Genomic DNA, 14943 nt, shown 5'->3' with positions numbered 1-14943 from the left:
GGTCTGTGGGGTTCTTCGCGGGGGCGCCGGGCTTTCACCACCCCTTACAGCGCGTCCGGTGAGACGAAGGTCCCCTTCAGCCCACGCTGCCCGACTTTCGTTGTGCGGCAAGCGGGTAGACCTTTCCCGCGCCCTGGTGCGGGCTCCTACCGTCGATCTTCGAGGCCGTCATGGGGGCGGTCTCAGGGAGGAGCCCGCGCATGCGCGCCAGGATCCGACGCCGCACCACCATCGCCGCCGTGTTCGCCACGGCCGTTCTCCTGCCCGGCCTGTCCACCGCCACGGCAGTCGCCGAACCGCTCGTCCGTGACTGGCCCGCCCCGATCGACGCGTCGCACTGGAAGAACCAGTACGACATGACGTGGGACGACTACCGCAAGGTGCCGGGCACGAACTGGGCCGACCCGTCACTGAAACCGACCAAGCGCGCCTTCAAGGGCGCCGTCGTCCTCGCCGACTACCCGGACCAGGAGTTCGCGGTCACGCAGGCACCGCACTCGACCGTGTTCGGGAATCCTTCGGTGGAGGCGAACAACGTCCCACGTGCCGGGGTCGCGAAGTTCTATCAGGATTTCCTGAACAAACCGGGAACGCTCAACCGAGGGCACACCATCAACGAATACTGGATGGAGGATTCCGCGGGCCGCTTCGGCGTCCAGCTGACCGCGTTCGGGCCGTACCGGATGCCGGGGAAGTCGTTCGAATACGGCATGGACTTCCAGAACGCGTGCCCGCCGGGATCGAACTGCCGTCGCGATCTGCGCACGGACGCGGGCGCCGCGTGGCGGGCCGATGTCGGCGACGCCACGAAGAACTTCGACTTCGTCTTCTACCTTTCCGCCGGCCAGGACGAGAGTTCGACGTGGCAGGAATTCGGCGAGATGAAGTTCGGCGCCAAGGAGAACGTGCCGGACGCCTTCGGCCCGCCGAAGGGCAGCGGCCTGCCGAACTGGGCCGCCACCCGGTACGTCCCGTGGACGTCGTGGAAATCGGCCGCGAGCATCTGGCCCAACGCCGCCAACGGTTCGTCCACCCAGGCGGAAAGTTCCGGTCAGTCGGTGTTCGCGCACGAATTCAGCCACATTCTCGGAATCGGTGACAATTACAACAACCCGTTCGGAAAACCGCCTTCGCGGGACTACAGTGGACCGTGGGAAATGCTGTCGCGCGGCACTTTCAACGGTCCCGGCGGCCCGCACACGCGCTGGCAGATCCCCGCGACCCAGGGCGGTTCGATGGGCGCGCAGCACATGCTGCGCAACAAGATGAAGCTCGGCATCGTCGATCCGGACGACGTCCTGAAACTCGACCGGGACCAGCTGGCGAAGTCCGGCCCCGTGTCGGCGCGGGTCACCGCGCGGGTGGCCGTCCCCGAGCCGGGTGCCTACAGCGGCATCACGATCGCACTGCCCGGCGGGGACAAGTCGCCGAAATGCGACCGGTCCAAGGATCCGTTCTGTGATGGCGGCGGCTACCAGAACTACACCGTCGAGGTCGTCGACCGGATGGGATCGGACTCGTTCACGCCGGACTCCGGGGTGCTGATCGCCAAGACCAAGAACCGGGACGACGCCCCGTTCGAGTGGATCATCGACGCCCACCCGGAGGACATCAACCTCACCGATTACACCAAACCGGACGGAACGCCGGTGAAGATCACGATCGGTGACTACCGGCAGCTCAACGACGCCACCTTCAAGGCGGGTACCGAGGCGGCCGGTCCCTACGAGTACACGGATCAGGCCAACCGGCTGCGCTTCCTGGTCACCGATGTCCAGCGGGACAAGAAGGGCATCCTCTCGTACACGGTCACCGTGGCTTCGCTGGACGGCTCCGGCGACCAGGCGAGGGGTGTCGCGGCATGGCCGTCGTCGGCCGCCTTCGCCCGGCGTGGCCTGGCCAGGTGCGACTTCACGCTGTTCAACACCGGTGCGTCGCGGGGCGCGGCCGCTCCGTTCGACAGCGACACCTACCGGCTGAGCGCGTCCACCGACGCCCGCGGCTGGCAGGTCCGGCTGCCGAACGAACTGGCCACCGCGAAGTTCGGCGAGCAGGCGAACGCGGTCGCGTACGCCAGGCACGGTTCCGACGCGGCCCCGGTCGCGAAGGTGCGGCTCACCGCGACGTCGGTGAGCGACCCGTCGAAGTCCGCGACCACCACCTGCGTCGCCGTCGGGTAAAGGACTCGTGAGCGTTCCGGCCGGTTCTAACCGTCCGGAACGCTCGCGAGTCTGGTGCGGGGCTAGTCTTGGCGGCATGAGCGCGGTGTACGACTGCAGCAAGCGGGATTCGCGGGCCGACGGGCTGGCGGCGGCGGCGGGCGCGGTGCGTTCGAGCCGGCTGGTCGTCATGCCCACCGACACGGTCTACGGCATCGGCGCGGACGCCTTCGACACCGGCGCGGTCCAGGCGCTGCTGCGGGCCAAGAACCGCGGCCCGGACATGCCGGTCGGCGTGCTCGTCGGTTCGTGGTCCACAGTGGACGGCCTGGTGCTCGGGGTGCCGCCGCAGGCGCGGGCGCTGATCGAGGCGTTCTGGCCTGGCGATCTGTCCATTGTGCTCCCGCACGCGCCGAGCCTGCGCTGGGACCTCGGCCAGTCGCGCGGCACGGTCATGCTCCGGATGCCGCTGCACCCGGTGGCGCTGGAGCTGCTGCGCGACGTCGGCCCGATGGCCGTGTCGAGCGCGAACGTCTCCGGCCGCCCGCCCGCGTCCACCGCGCAGGAGGCGCAGGAGCAGCTCGGCGAGTCGGTCGCGGTCTACCTCGACGGCGGGTCGAGCGGCGAGCCCGTGCCGTCCACCATGGTCGATCTGACCGGCAGCGACCCGGTGATCCTCCGTGAGGGCGCGGTGAGCACGGCGGCGGTCGCCGAAGTGCTCGGGGTGCCCGCGGAAACGCTGGTGTGAAGCCCTTTTCCGGCCCCGGCGGCGGGCGCGGTAGCGTGTCCGCCGTGACTGCGACCCGTGCGGACGTGACGCGCTAGTGCCGCCCGTTCAAGGCCTTCTCCCGATCCGGGAGTACATCCTCGTCGCGCTGACCGCGACGGCTGTGACGTTCCTGCTCACCGGCCTCGTCCGCCGGTTCGCCATCAAGATCGGCGCGATCGCCAACCCGCGTGCCCGCGACGTGCACGTCGCGCCGATCCCGCGCATGGGCGGCGTCGGCATCTACCTCGGGATCGCCGCCGCGATGGGGCTCGCGAGCCATCTGCCCGCGCTGTCCCGCAGCTTCGGCTTCTCCTTCGACTCCGTCGGCGTGCTGCTCGGCGCCGGGGTCATCTCGCTCATCGGCGCGCTGGACGACCGGTTCGAGCTCGACGCCTGGACGAAGCTCGCCGGCCAGGTCATGTGTGCCGGGATCCTGGTCCTGTTCGGCGTGCAGTGGGTGTCGTTCTGGGTGCCGTGGGGCGGCAACGCGGACTCGTTCGGCTCGGTGCTCGTGCTGGACAAGAACCAGGGCGCGCTGCTGACCGTCGTGCTCGTCGTGGTCATGGTCAACGCGATGAACTTCGTCGACGGCCTCGACGGGCTCGCGGGCGGCCTCGGCTTCATCGCCGCGACGGCGACCTGCGCGTTCTCGCTCGGCCTGCTGGACTCCTCCGGGGGCGACGTCGGCGCGTACCCGCCCGCGCTCATCGCGGCCACGCTCGCCGGGGCCTGTCTGGGGTTCCTGCCCTACAACTTCCAGCCCGCGAAGATCTTCATGGGCGACTCCGGGTCGATGATGATCGGCCTGATGCTGGCGGGCGCGACGACCTCGGCGTCCGGCCGGGTGTCCTACACGCAGTTCTCCGGTTCCGACGCGCTCGCGCTGCTTTCGCCGCTGCTGGTGGTGGCCGCGGTGCTCTTCGTGCCGCTGCTGGACCTGATCATGGCCGTCATCCGCCGCACCCGCCGCGGCGAGAGCCCGTTCGCCGCGGACAAGATGCACCTGCACCACCGCCTGCTCGAGATCGGGCATTCGCAGCGCCGGGCCGTGCTGCTCATCTACCTGTGGGCGGGGATCCTCGCGTTCGGCGCGGTTTCGGTGACGTTGTTCAACAGCGTGGCGGTGTTCTGGATCGTCGGCTTCGGCCTGGTGCTCGCGGCGCTGGTGTCGATCGTGCCCCGGCTCAAATCGCGCAACCAGCACTCCACGTGAGTGTCTCGCCGCACGCGCCCGGGACCCCCGTGACGTGCGGCATTACACTGGCGTGTCGAACCGACCAGGGAGCCGTGTGGTGAGCGAGACCGAGAAGACCGAGCAGGAGAACCCGCACGCCAAGGTGGTGCTGCAGGCCGCCAGCGCGATGACCAAGGCCTCCTTGACGTTCGTCCCGCCCGTCATCGTCGCGTGCATCGTGCTGTTCACGATCCTGAACGGCGTTCCGGGCCTGCTCGGGTCGCTGGTCGGTGGCGTGCTCGCGTTCCTTTCCTCGCTGGCGACGCTCGGCATGATGCGCTTCAGCGCGGGCCTTGACCCGATGTTCGTGATGGTGACCGCGCTCGGCAGCTACGTCATCAAGCTCATCGTCCTGTTCGGAGCGCTGACCCTGTTGAAGGGCGTCTCCGTGCTGCACCCGCTTTCGCTGGGCATCACCATGATCGCGGCCATTCTGCTGGCCGCCGGTGTCGAGTTCGTCGCGTTCCGGCGCACCAGGATCCCGACCATCATCCCGGCCTGACCACGTTGTCAGGACCAGGGTCCTGGGCGGTTCGGGACCTACGTCCTCGGCCGATCGGCTGGTTCGTCCCTGGTTAGGAGTACGCCTGTACGGCACTTCCTGACCGGCTGATAAGGTCCGCGTCATAGGCGGCGACCCTGCGTCGCACGCCTCCTCAGACGAACCGCGATCAGCAGCGTGGCGACCGTATGGCTCGTTCCGTCTCCGCTGGTAGGTACCCGTTTGCGGAGCGTTCACCTGGAATTCCGGTGTGTGCGTAGCGTGAGACCACGTTCACCGCACAGTGGGGTAGCCGCCTCTAACGGCCCGATACGTGTCGGGTACGTTAAGTCCAGATCGTGACGATTCCCCCGGCGGAGTGAACGCCGGCCGGGAGAACCGGAAGGAGCCCAGTGGGCGCGCTGGTACTGACCGAGGGCGGGACCTTCACCCCGCCCGGTGCCGAGGCCTTCGACCTGCCCCCCATCTTCGGGTCGGGGTATTGGGGCAGTTTCACCAAGCCGATGCTGCTCGCCATCATCTCGGTGGCGCTCATCTCGGTGTACTTCCTGCTGGCCTCGCGCAGGCTCAAGGTGGTTCCCGGCAAGGGGCAGTTCTTCGTCGAGGGCATCTACAACTTCAGCCGCAACAGCATCACGCGTGAGCAGATCGGCGCGAAGGAATTCAAGCCGTACGTGCCCCTGGTGCTCGCGCTGTTCACCTTCTGCCTGGTGAACAACCTGTTCGGGATCATTCCGTTCTTCCAGTTCCCGACACTGGGCCGGATCGCCTTCCCGCTGGCGATGTCGCTGTTCGTCGTCTACCCGATCTACCACTTCGTGGGCATTCGCAAGCACGGTCTCGGCGGTTACCTGAAGAAGGAACTGGCCCCGCCCGGCGTTCCCGGCTTCGTGCTCCCGCTCTACAGCGTGATCGAGTTCGCGACGAAGTTCTTCCTCACGCCGCTCACGCTGGCCATCCGGGTTTTCGCCGCGATGTTCGCCGGCCACCTGATGATCGTGGTGTTCACCCTCGGCGGCGAATTCCTGCTGCTGGAGACCTCGAGCTGGGCGCTCAAGCCGGTGTCGCTGGTCGCCTGGATCGTGACCATCCTGATGACTTTCCTCGAGGCCTTCATCCAGATCCTGCAGGCCTACATCTTCGCCCTGCTGTCCGCGGGGTACATCGGCGCCGCACTGGCGTCGGAGCACTGAGAACACAAGCCCCCGATCCGCGCGAGCGCGTGGACCGAAGTGAAGGGAAATGCACGTGAGCAACATCGTTCTGGCCCAGCAGGCCGCCGAGACCGTCAACCTCAACAAGGGTCTCGCCGCCATCGGTTACGGTCTCGGCGCGATCGGCCCCGGTATCGGTGTGGGTCTGATCTTCGCCGCCGTCATCAACGGCACCGCGCGTCAGCCGGAGGCCCAGGGCAAGCTGCAGAGCATCGGTTACGGAACCTTCGTGCTCACCGAGGTGCTCGCCCTGATCGGTATCGTCATCTACTTCATCGCCTCCGCCTGAGTCGTCCGCTCTCGCGTAAGGAGACGTTGTGCTGAAGACCGAAATGGTGCTGGCAGCGGAAAATCCGATCATTCCGAATGTTCCGGAACTGATCCTCGGCCTCGTCGCCTTCCTCATCCTGCTGTTCATCCTCAAGAAGTACGTCGTTCCTCGTTTCGAGGCCATGTACGAGGAGCGCGCGCAGAAGATCGAGGGCGGCATCGAGAAGGCGGAAAAGGCCCAGGCCGAAGCCGAAGAGGCGCTGGCGCAGTACAAGGCGCAGCTGGCCGAGGCGCGGTCCGAAGCCGCGAAGATCCGCGACGACGCGCGGCTCGAGGCCGAGCAGATCAAGGCGGAGCTGCGTGCCGAGGCCGAGGCCGAGTCCCAGCGCATCGTCGCTGCCGGGCAGGCTCAGCTGCAGGCCCAGAAGGCGCAGATCGTCGCCGAGCTGCGGGCCGACATGGGCCGCAACGCCGTCGAGCTGGCCAGCCGCATCGTCGGTGAGTCGCTCGAGGACGAGGCGCGCCGTCGCGGCACCGTCGACCGGTTCCTCGCGGAGCTGGAGACCGCCGGTGCCTCCAACGGAGCGGGAAAGTAGACCAGGATGACGCTGCATGCTGCGAGCCGTGAAGCGCTCGGCCTCGCCGAGGAACGCCTCGGCGAGGTTCTGGCGGGCGCCGACGCGGCCGTGTCCTCGACGGTCGGCGACGAACTGCTTTCGGTCGTCGACCTGCTGGACGCCGAGATCGGCCTGCGCCGGGCGGTGAGTGACGCCTCGGCCGCGCCGGAGTCCCGCACCGGGCTGGTGCGCCGGCTGTTCGACGGAAAGCTGGGCGATCCGGCGCTGAAGGTGCTCGACGTTGTGGCAGGCAGCCGCTGGTCCAGCCCCCGTCAGCTGGTCGACGGGCTCGAGTCGCTCGGCCACTCGGCGCTGCTGACCGCCGCGGAGAAGTCCGGGAACGTCGACACCGTCGAGTCCCAGCTGTTCCAGGTCTCGCGGATCGTCGCGGGCGCCCCGGAGCTGGAGGCCGCGCTGTCGGACCTGGCCGGTTCCGCCGAAGCCAAGCGGACCCTCGTGCGCGGGCTGTTCGCCGGCAAGGTCGACCCGGTCGTCGAGACCCTGGTCGAGCAGGTCGTGCGCCGTGCCAAGGGACGTGGGGTCGGCGTCGGGCTCGACAAGCTGGTCAAGCTGGCTGCGGAACGCCGGGAGCGCTCGGTCGCGTACGTGACCAGTGCCAACGCGCTGTCGGACGAGCAGACCGCCCAGCTGGGCACGAAGCTCAACGACCTCTACGGGCGGCCGATCGCCTTGCACGTCGAAGTGAACCCGGCCCTCGGCGGCGGTCTCGTCGTCCGAGTCGGCGACGAGGTCATCGACGGCAGCACCGCGGGCCAGCTGGCCTCGCTGCGCCGGCGCCTCGCCCGGGCTTGAACCGGCGTCACACAAGACTTTGCACACTGGCAAGAACGAAGCGAGAGCGGGAAAGACATGGCCGAGCTGACGATCTCCTCGGATGAGATCCGTAGCGCGATCGAGAACTACGTCTCGAGTTACGCCCCGGACGTGAGCCGGGAAGAAGTTGGCGTCGTGGTCGACGCCGGTGACGGTATCGCCCACGTCGAGGGTCTGCCCTCGGCCATGGCCAACGAGCTGCTGGAGTTCCCGGGCGGCGTCCTCGGCGTCGCGCTGAACCTGGACGCGCGCGAGATCGGTGCCGCGATCCTCGGCGACTTCGAAAGCGTCGAAGAGGGTCAGCAGGTCAAGCGCACCGGGCAGGTCCTGTCCGTGCCGGTCGGCGACGGCTACCTCGGCCGCGTCGTGAACCCGCTCGGCCAGCCGATCGACGGTCTCGGCGAGGTCGAGACCACCGGCCGCCGTCCGCTGGAGGTCAAGGCCGCTTCGGTGGTCGAGCGCCAGCCGGTGGCCGAGCCGATGCAGACCGGGATCACCGCGATCGACGCGATGACCCCGATCGGGCGCGGCCAGCGCCAGCTGATCATCGGCGACCGCAAGACCGGCAAGACCGCGGTCGCGGTGGACACGATCATCAACCAGAAGGCCAACTGGGAGACCGGCGACCCGAAGAAGCAGGTTCGCTGCATCTACGTCGCGGTCGGCCAGAAGGGCTCCACGATCGCCTCGGTGAAGAAGTCCCTCGAGGACGCGGGCGCGATGGAGTACACCACCATCGTCGCCGCCCCGGCTTCGGACTCCGCGGGCTTCAAGTGGATCGCGCCGTACACCGGTTCGGCCATCGGCCAGCACTGGATGTACGAGGGCAAGCACGTCCTCATCGTGTTCGACGACCTGACCAAGCAGGCCGACGCCTACCGCGCGATCTCGCTGCTGCTGCGCCGCCCGCCGGGCCGCGAGGCGTTCCCCGGCGACGTCTTCTACTTGCACTCCCGTCTGCTGGAGCGCTGCGCGAAGCTGTCGGACGAGCTGGGCGCCGGCTCGCTGACCGGGCTGCCGATCATCGAGACCAAGGCGAACGACGTGTCGGCCTACATCCCGACCAACGTCATCTCGATCACCGACGGCCAGTGCTTCTTCCAGTCGGACCTGTTCAACGCCGGTCAGCGCCCGGCCATCGACGTGGGTATCTCGGTTTCCCGCGTGGGTGGTGCCGCGCAGGTCAAGGCGCTGAAGGACGTCTCGGGTTCGCTGCGTATCGACCTGTCGCAGTACCGCGAGCTGGAGGCGTTCGCCGCCTTCGCCTCGGACCTCGACGACGCGTCGAAGGCGCAGCTCGAGCGTGGTGTCCGGCTGTACGAGGTGCTCAAGCAGCCGCAGTACTCGCCGATCCCGGTCGAGGAGCAGGTCGCCACGGTGTACCTCGGCACGAACGGGCACTTCGACTCGGTGCCCACCGAGGACGTCCGCCGGTTCAACCACGAGTTCCTCGACTCGGCCCGTCGCAAGCACGCCGACGTCCTCGGCTCGATCCGCGACACGGGCAAGTTCTCGGACGAGGCTCGCGAGGGCCTGGTCAACGCGGTGAACGAGTTCAAGAAGGAGTTCACCACCTCCGAGGGCAAGAACCTGGTCGAGGCGGACGCCGACGCGATGGACGCCGACAAGGTCGGGCACGAGACCGTCAAGGTCAACAAGCCCGCCCCGAAGAAGTAAGCGGGTAGCTCATGGCCGCACAACTCCGGGAACTTCGGTCGCGCATCAAGGCGACCAAGTCGATCGGCAAGATCACCAAGGCGATGGAGCTCATCGCCACCGCGCGCATCACCAAGGCGCGGGCGAAGGTCGCCGCTTCCCGGCCGTACGCGGACGAGATCACCAAGGTGCTCTCGGCGCTGGCCGGTGCGGCGGCGAACCTGGACCACCCGCTCCTCGTCGAGCGGCCGAACCCGAAGCGCGCCGCGGTGCTCGTGGTGACCAGTGACAAGGGTCAGTGCGGTGGCTACAACGCCAACGTGCTGCGTGCCACCGAGGAACTCCTTGCCCTGCTCCGTGAAGAGGGCAAGGAAGCCCAGGTCTACGTCACCGGCAGCAAGGGGCTGAACTACTACCGGTTCCGCGGCCGTCCGGTGACCGACAGCTGGACGGGCTTCTCCGACCAGCCCGGCTACGCCAGCGCGGCGGAGGCCGGGGAGACGCTGGTCGAGTCGTTCCTCGCCGGAGCGGACGACACGACCGGCAACGCCGACGGCGTCGCCGGGGTCGACGAGATCCACGTGGTCTACACCGAGTTCGTTTCGATGCTGACGCAGAAGCCGGTCGCCAAGCGGGTCGCCCCGCTGGAGGTCGAGTACTCGGAGGGCGAAGAGGAGAAGCCCGCCGGGCTGCTTCCGAGCTACGAGTTCGAGCCGAGCGCCGACAAGCTGCTGGCCGCGTTGCTGCCGAAGTACATCAACACGCGGATCTTCGCGGCGTTGCTGGAATCGGCCGCGTCCGAGCTGGCCGCGCGGCGGACGGCGATGAAGGCCGCGTCGGACAACGCGAACGAACTGGTGAACACGCTGACGCGGGAGGCGAACCAGGCGCGTCAGGCCCAGATCACCCAGGAGATCTCCGAAATCGTTGGTGGCGCGAACGCGCTGACCGCAGCAGGAAGTGATGACTGATGACCAGTACTGAAACCCCGCGCGCCAAGGGGCGCATCGTGTCGGTGACCGGGCCGGTCGTTGACGTCGAGTTCCCGCGCGGTTCCGTTCCCGACCAGTTCAACGCGCTCAAGGTCGACATCGAGTTCGAGCAGCTGCGCAAGACGGTGACCCTCGAGGTCGCCAGCCACCTCGGTGACAACCTCGTCCGCACGATCTCCCTGCAGCCGCAGGACGGTCTGGTCCGCGGCGCCGAGGTCACCGACACCGGCAAGCCGATCACCGTCCCGGTCGGCGACAAGGTCAAGGGCCACGTCTACAACGCGCTCGGCGAGTGCCTCGACGAGCCCGGCTACGGCGAGGACCTCGAGCGCTGGGGCATCCACCGCAACCCGCCTTCCTTCGACCAGCTCGAGGGCAAGACGGAGATGCTGGAGACCGGCCTCAAGGTCGTCGACCTGCTGACCCCGTACGTGCAGGGTGGCAAGATCGGCCTGTTCGGCGGTGCCGGCGTCGGCAAGACGGTGCTCATCAAGGAGATGATCACCCGTGTCGCCCGGAACTTCGGTGGTACGTCGGTGTTCGCCGGGGTCGGCGAGCGCACCCGTGAGGGCAACGACCTCTTCCTGGAGATGTCCGAGGACGGCGTCATCAACGACACCGCGCTGGTGTTCGGGCAGATGGACGAGCCGCCGGGCACGCGTATGCGCGTCGCGCTGTCCGCGCTGACCATGGCGGAGTACTTCCGCGACGTCCAGAACCAGGACGTGCTGCTGTTCATCGACAACATCTTCCGGTTCACCCAGGCCGGTTCCGAGGTCTCGACCCTGCTGGGCCGCATGCCTTCGGCCGTGGGTTACCAGCCGACGCTGGCCGACGAGATGGGGCAGCTGCAGGAGCGGATCACCTCGACCCGTGGCCGGTCGATCACCTCGATGCAGGCGATCTACGTGCCCGCGGACGACTACACCGACCCGGCCCCGGCGACGACGTTCGCCCACCTGGACGCCACCACCGAGCTTTCGCGTGGCGTGTTCCAGAAGGGCATCTTCCCGGCGGTGGACCCGCTGGCGTCGACGTCGACCATTCTCGACCCGGCCATCGTCGGTGAGGACCACTACCGGGTCGCCTCCGAGGTCATCCGGATCCTGCAGAAGTACAAGGAGCTGCAGGACATCATCGCGATCCTCGGTATGGACGAGCTCTCGGAAGAGGACAAGCTGACCGTTCAGCGCGCGCGCCGCATCGAGCGGTTCCTGTCGCAGAACATGCTGGTCGCCGAGGCGTTCACCGGTCAGCCCGGTTCGACGGTGCCGCTGTCGGAGACCATCGAGTCGTTCGACCGCATCACCAAGGGTGACTTCGACCACTACCCGGAGCAGGCGTTCCTGGGTATCGGTGGTCTGGAGGACCTGGAGAAGAAGTACAAGGAAATCACCAAGAAGTGATTCCCGCTGAGCCGGGCGGGGTCGATGTCCATTGTGGACTGAAGACCCCGCCCGTCTCGTAACCGGACCTGTTGCTATTACACTCGGTGGTAACGCCCGAACTGAAGGAGTCCTACGTGGCTGAGATGTCCGTCGAGCTGGTGGCCGTCGAGCGCCGTCTCTGGTCGGGTACCGCCACTTTCGTGGTGGCCCAGACCACCGAGGGCGAGATCGGCGTCATGCCTGGTCACGAGCCCGTGCTCGGCCAGCTGGTCGAGGGTGGCGTCGTGAAAGTGACGACCACGGACGGCGAAACGGTCTGCGCCGCGGTCCACGGCGGTTTCCTCTCGGTCACCGCCACCGGGGTCAGCGTCCTCGCCGAGAGCGCCGAGCTTTCCGACGAGATCGACGTCAACGCCGCGAAGGCGGCCTTGACCGCCGAGGACGAGACAGAGCGGGCGAGGGCATCGGCCCAGCTGCGCGCGGCCGGTCAATCGGTCTGATCGAGCGACAGGGGCCGCGCCGTGGAAATCACCTTGGTGGTGCTGGGGCTCCTGATCGTGCTCGTGGTTCTCGTCGCCTGGTACGGGTGGCGATGGGTCCGGATGCGCCGCGGCGGTGGCGTGAGCGTCGCGCTGCGGTGGCGTCCGGACAACGAGCGGTCCAGCTGGCATCTCGGGCTCGGCCGCTACGAGGGTGACGAGTTCGTCTGGTTCCGTGTCTGGAGCCTCCGTACTGGTCCGGACCGGGTTTTCCAGCGGGAAAGCATGCAGATCGCCGACCGTCGCGATCCCTCCGGCACCGAGGCCTACGCCGTCCCCGACGGCTCCACCGTCCTCCGCTGCGAATCCTCGACCCAGGAAGCCATCGAAATCGCCATGGGCCCCGGCGCCCTCACCGGCTTCCTCTCCTGGCTCGAATCGGCCCCTCCCGGCCGCCGTCTCCCCCGCGCCTCCTGATCGCGCGAGATCTCCGCCCAATCACGCGAGTTCTCCCGCCAAACACGCGAACCGACCATCCAGGCACGCGAGCCGACCTTCCGGGTACGTGAACCGACCGTCGGTGACGGCATTTCCGCCGCGCCATCGAGCCGCTGTGCGGGGCTACCCTCGACGTATGGAAGACATCGAGCGTCAGCAGGGCTGGGCGAAGCTTCCCGAACCGGTCCGGCTGGAGGACATCATCACCACGAAGGCCGTGGAGCCGGGCCAGGACTCGACTCCGGACGTCGACCTCGAGCGTTACTGGGCGGCGCAAGAACAGGGCTGAGCGGTACCGTTCCGGCGAACTCGCGTACCTGAACGGTCGGCTCGCGTACCTGGATGGCGAACTCGCGTGATCAGGCGGAGATCTCGCGTGATCAGGGGGCGCCGCCGGGTTGCCAGAGGACGTCGCCGTCCGGGTTGGCCAGGCGGGCGAGGATGAACAGCAGGTCCGACAGGCGGTTCAGGTACTTCGCGGCGATGGGGTTCGTGGTGTCCGGCTCGGCTTCCAGCAGGGCCCAGGCGGAGCGTTCGGCGCGGCGGGAGACGGTGCGGGCCTGGTGCAGGAAGGCGGCGCCGGGGGTGCCGCCGGGCAGGATGAACGACGTCAGCTTCGGCAGCCGCTCGTTGAACTCGTCGCACCAGCCTTCGAGGCGTTCGAGGTACTTCTCGGTGATGCGCAACGGTTCGTAGGGCGGGTTCTCCTGGATCGGCAGGCACAGATCCGCGCCGACGTCGAAGAGATCGTTCTGCACCGCACGCAGCACGTCGCCGATTTCCGGAGACAGCCCGCCGAGCGCGATCGCGAGTCCGATGACGGAATTCGCCTCGTCCGTGTCGGCATAGGCGCCCAGCCGCGCGGACGTCTTGGGGACGCGTGAGCCGTCCCCCAGCGCCGTCGTGCCGCTGTCGCCGACCTTCGTGTAGACGCGGTTGATGCGAACGACCATGGAGCCGACTCTACCCGGCCCGCCGTAAGACAACTGGGCCACTGAAAAGCACTGGGCCCCTGAAAAGCAAGAGTGGGCAAGAGGGCATGATTGGCGGCCATGAGCGAGCACTTCGACGTGCATGGTGGAGCCCGGCTGGTCGGCGAGGTCGACGTCGTCGGCGCCAAGAACAGCGTCCTCAAGCTGATGGCGGCGGCCCTGCTGGCCGAGGGAACCACCACGATCACGAACTGTCCGCAGATCCTGGACGTCCCGCTGATGGGCGACGTCCTGCGCAGTGTCGGCTGTGAGGTCGTCATCGACGGCGACACGGCGAAAATCACCACCCCGGCGGAGCTTTCGCACCGCGCGGACTCTTCGGCGATGGGCAAGCTGCGCGCGTCGGTCTGCGTGCTCGGCCCGCTGGTCGGACGGCTCAAGCAGGCGGTCGTCGCGCTGCCGGGCGGCGACGCGATCGGCTCGCGTCCGCTGGACATGCACCAGAGCGGCCTGCGCAAGCTGGGCGCCACGAGCACGATCGAACACGGCTGCGTGGTCGCGAAGGCCGACAACCTGTACGGCGCGCAGATCTGGCTGGACTTCCCGAGCGTCGGCGCCACCGAGAACATCCTCATGGCGGCCGTGCTCGCCGAGGGCACCACGATCATCGACAACGCCGCGCGCGAGCCCGAGATCGCCGACATCTGCACGATGCTCACCGAGATGGGCGCGAAGATCGAGGGCGCGGGCACGTCGACGCTCACCGTGCACGGCGTCGAGAAGCTGCACCCGACCGAACACCGCGTGATCGGAGACCGGATCGTCGGCGCCACCTGGGCGTTCGCCGCCTCGATGACCCGGGGCGACCTGACCGTGCGCGGGGTGAACCCGCACCACCTGGACCTCGTGCTGGACAAGCTGCGGCTCGCCGGCGCCGAGGTCACCACGTTCGACGACAAGGGTTTCCGCGTCGTCCAGCCCGAGCGCCCGAAGGCCGTCGACTGGGTGACGCTGCCCTACCCGGGCTTCGCGACCGACCTGCAGCCGTTCGCGGTGGCGCTCTCGGCGGTCTCCGAAGGCACGTCGATGATCACCGAGAACGTCTACGAGGCGCGGTTCCGGTTCATCGAGGAGATGATCCGGCTCTCCGGCGACGCCCGCACCGACGGCCACCACGCCGTCGTCCGCGGTGTCGACCGGCTCTCCAGCGCGCCGGTGTGGGCCTCGGACATCCGCGCGGGCGCCGGACTGGTGCTGGCCGGGCTGTGCGCGGACGGCGTCACCGAGGTCTGGGACGTCTTCCACATCGACCGCGGCTACCCGTACTTCGTGGAGAACCTCAACCGCCTCGGCGCCCGCGTCGAGCGCGTAGGCGGCGAACCCGAGCGCTCGTAACGCA

Annotated in this window: 16 protein-coding genes; 15 read left to right on the top strand and 1 reads right to left on the bottom strand. The window is 68.0% G+C overall.

Going from position 1 to position 14943, the window contains the following annotated elements:
* The first annotated feature begins 200 nt into the window (after nucleotides 1-200).
* The 14 genes from ACFW0G_RS38290 to ACFW0G_RS38225 all read left to right on the top strand — a co-directional run bounded on the left by ACFW0G_RS38290 (nucleotide 201) and on the right by ACFW0G_RS38225 (nucleotide 12901).
* Nucleotides 201-2180 carry a M6 family metalloprotease domain-containing protein gene (locus ACFW0G_RS38290; RefSeq protein ID WP_378330405.1) on the top strand — a complete coding sequence of 660 codons (1980 nt, stop codon included), beginning with the start codon at nucleotides 201-203 and terminating at the stop codon, nucleotides 2178-2180.
* Nucleotides 2181-2256: 76 nt separating this feature from the next.
* Nucleotides 2257-2907: an L-threonylcarbamoyladenylate synthase gene (locus tag ACFW0G_RS38285; RefSeq protein ID WP_378330404.1), complete on the top strand. Its 651-nt coding sequence runs from the start codon at nucleotides 2257-2259 to the stop codon at nucleotides 2905-2907.
* 76 nt (nucleotides 2908-2983) lie between these two features.
* Complete coding sequence (locus ACFW0G_RS38280) at nucleotides 2984-4141, top strand: glycosyltransferase family 4 protein (RefSeq protein WP_378330403.1); 1158 nt, start codon at nucleotides 2984-2986, stop codon at nucleotides 4139-4141.
* Between the two features lie 79 nt (nucleotides 4142-4220).
* On the top strand, nucleotides 4221-4664 hold the full coding sequence (locus tag ACFW0G_RS38275; protein ID WP_378330402.1) for a hypothetical protein: 444 nt from the start codon (nucleotides 4221-4223) through the stop codon (nucleotides 4662-4664).
* Between the two features lie 392 nt (nucleotides 4665-5056).
* Nucleotides 5057-5857: a F0F1 ATP synthase subunit A gene (gene atpB, locus ACFW0G_RS38270; RefSeq protein ID WP_378330401.1), complete on the top strand. Its 801-nt coding sequence runs from the start codon at nucleotides 5057-5059 to the stop codon at nucleotides 5855-5857.
* A 55-nt stretch (nucleotides 5858-5912) separates the two neighbouring features.
* Nucleotides 5913-6167: an ATP F0F1 synthase subunit C gene (locus ACFW0G_RS38265; RefSeq protein WP_378330400.1), complete on the top strand. Its 255-nt coding sequence runs from the start codon at nucleotides 5913-5915 to the stop codon at nucleotides 6165-6167.
* 28 nt (nucleotides 6168-6195) lie between these two features.
* Nucleotides 6196-6744 carry a F0F1 ATP synthase subunit B gene (locus tag ACFW0G_RS38260; protein WP_378330399.1) on the top strand — a complete coding sequence of 183 codons (549 nt, stop codon included), beginning with the start codon at nucleotides 6196-6198 and terminating at the stop codon, nucleotides 6742-6744.
* 6 nt (nucleotides 6745-6750) lie between these two features.
* Nucleotides 6751-7578 (top strand): F0F1 ATP synthase subunit delta, encoded by an 828-nt coding sequence (locus tag ACFW0G_RS38255; protein ID WP_378330398.1) that lies wholly within the window; start codon nucleotides 6751-6753, stop codon nucleotides 7576-7578.
* Between the two features lie 57 nt (nucleotides 7579-7635).
* Nucleotides 7636-9276, top strand: coding sequence for a F0F1 ATP synthase subunit alpha (gene atpA / locus ACFW0G_RS38250; protein ID WP_378330397.1), 1641 nt, complete (start codon nucleotides 7636-7638; stop codon nucleotides 9274-9276).
* 11 nt (nucleotides 9277-9287) lie between these two features.
* Nucleotides 9288-10226 carry a F0F1 ATP synthase subunit gamma gene (locus ACFW0G_RS38245; RefSeq protein ID WP_378330396.1) on the top strand — a complete coding sequence of 313 codons (939 nt, stop codon included), beginning with the start codon at nucleotides 9288-9290 and terminating at the stop codon, nucleotides 10224-10226.
* Nucleotides 10226-11653, top strand: coding sequence for a F0F1 ATP synthase subunit beta (gene atpD, locus ACFW0G_RS38240; RefSeq protein ID WP_378330395.1), 1428 nt, complete (start codon nucleotides 10226-10228; stop codon nucleotides 11651-11653). Before ACFW0G_RS38245 ends, atpD begins: the two co-directional genes overlap by 1 nt.
* Before the next feature lie 116 nt (nucleotides 11654-11769).
* Complete coding sequence (locus ACFW0G_RS38235) at nucleotides 11770-12135, top strand: F0F1 ATP synthase subunit epsilon (protein WP_378330394.1); 366 nt, start codon at nucleotides 11770-11772, stop codon at nucleotides 12133-12135.
* A gap of 21 nt (nucleotides 12136-12156) precedes the next feature.
* On the top strand, nucleotides 12157-12591 hold the full coding sequence (locus ACFW0G_RS38230; RefSeq protein ID WP_378330393.1) for a DUF2550 domain-containing protein: 435 nt from the start codon (nucleotides 12157-12159) through the stop codon (nucleotides 12589-12591).
* A gap of 157 nt (nucleotides 12592-12748) precedes the next feature.
* Nucleotides 12749-12901: a hypothetical protein gene (locus tag ACFW0G_RS38225; protein WP_378330392.1), complete on the top strand. Its 153-nt coding sequence runs from the start codon at nucleotides 12749-12751 to the stop codon at nucleotides 12899-12901.
* A gap of 91 nt (nucleotides 12902-12992) precedes the next feature.
* Here ACFW0G_RS38225 and ACFW0G_RS38220 read toward each other — a convergent pair whose 3' ends face one another.
* On the bottom strand, nucleotides 12993-13565 hold the full coding sequence (locus tag ACFW0G_RS38220) for a cob(I)yrinic acid a,c-diamide adenosyltransferase (RefSeq protein WP_378330391.1): 573 nt from the start codon (nucleotides 13563-13565) through the stop codon (nucleotides 12993-12995).
* A gap of 99 nt (nucleotides 13566-13664) precedes the next feature.
* Here ACFW0G_RS38220 and murA point away from each other — a divergent pair, with 99 nt between their 5' ends.
* Nucleotides 13665-14939 (top strand): UDP-N-acetylglucosamine 1-carboxyvinyltransferase, encoded by a 1275-nt coding sequence (murA, locus tag ACFW0G_RS38215; RefSeq protein ID WP_378330390.1) that lies wholly within the window; start codon nucleotides 13665-13667, stop codon nucleotides 14937-14939.
* Nucleotides 14940-14943: the final 4 nt, after the last annotated feature.

The organism is Amycolatopsis sp. NPDC058986 (assembly GCF_042741125.1).
Lineage (GTDB): Bacteria > Actinomycetota > Actinomycetes > Mycobacteriales > Pseudonocardiaceae > Amycolatopsis.
The sequence above is the reverse complement of the archived record's forward strand: the minus strand, read 5'-3'. Positions and strand labels throughout refer to the sequence as shown.

Bases quoted from the DNA above. Each gene is read 5' to 3' on its own strand.
- ACFW0G_RS38290 (WP_378330405.1), top strand. From the start codon at position 201: ATGCGCGCCAGGATCCGACGCCGCACCACCATCGCCGCCGTGTTCGCC.
- ACFW0G_RS38285 (WP_378330404.1), top strand. From the start codon at position 2,257: ATGAGCGCGGTGTACGACTGCAGCAAGCGGGATTCGCGGGCCGACGGG.
- ACFW0G_RS38255 (WP_378330398.1), top strand. From the start codon at position 6,751: ATGACGCTGCATGCTGCGAGCCGTGAAGCGCTCGGCCTCGCCGAGGAA.
- atpA (WP_378330397.1), top strand. From the start codon at position 7,636: ATGGCCGAGCTGACGATCTCCTCGGATGAGATCCGTAGCGCGATCGAG.
- ACFW0G_RS38245 (WP_378330396.1), top strand. From the start codon at position 9,288: ATGGCCGCACAACTCCGGGAACTTCGGTCGCGCATCAAGGCGACCAAG.
- atpD (WP_378330395.1), top strand. From the start codon at position 10,226: ATGACCAGTACTGAAACCCCGCGCGCCAAGGGGCGCATCGTGTCGGTG.
- ACFW0G_RS38225 (WP_378330392.1), top strand. From the start codon at position 12,749: ATGGAAGACATCGAGCGTCAGCAGGGCTGGGCGAAGCTTCCCGAACCG.
- ACFW0G_RS38220 (WP_378330391.1), bottom strand. From the start codon at position 13,565: ATGGTCGTTCGCATCAACCGCGTCTACACGAAGGTCGGCGACAGCGGC.
- murA (WP_378330390.1), top strand. From the start codon at position 13,665: ATGAGCGAGCACTTCGACGTGCATGGTGGAGCCCGGCTGGTCGGCGAG.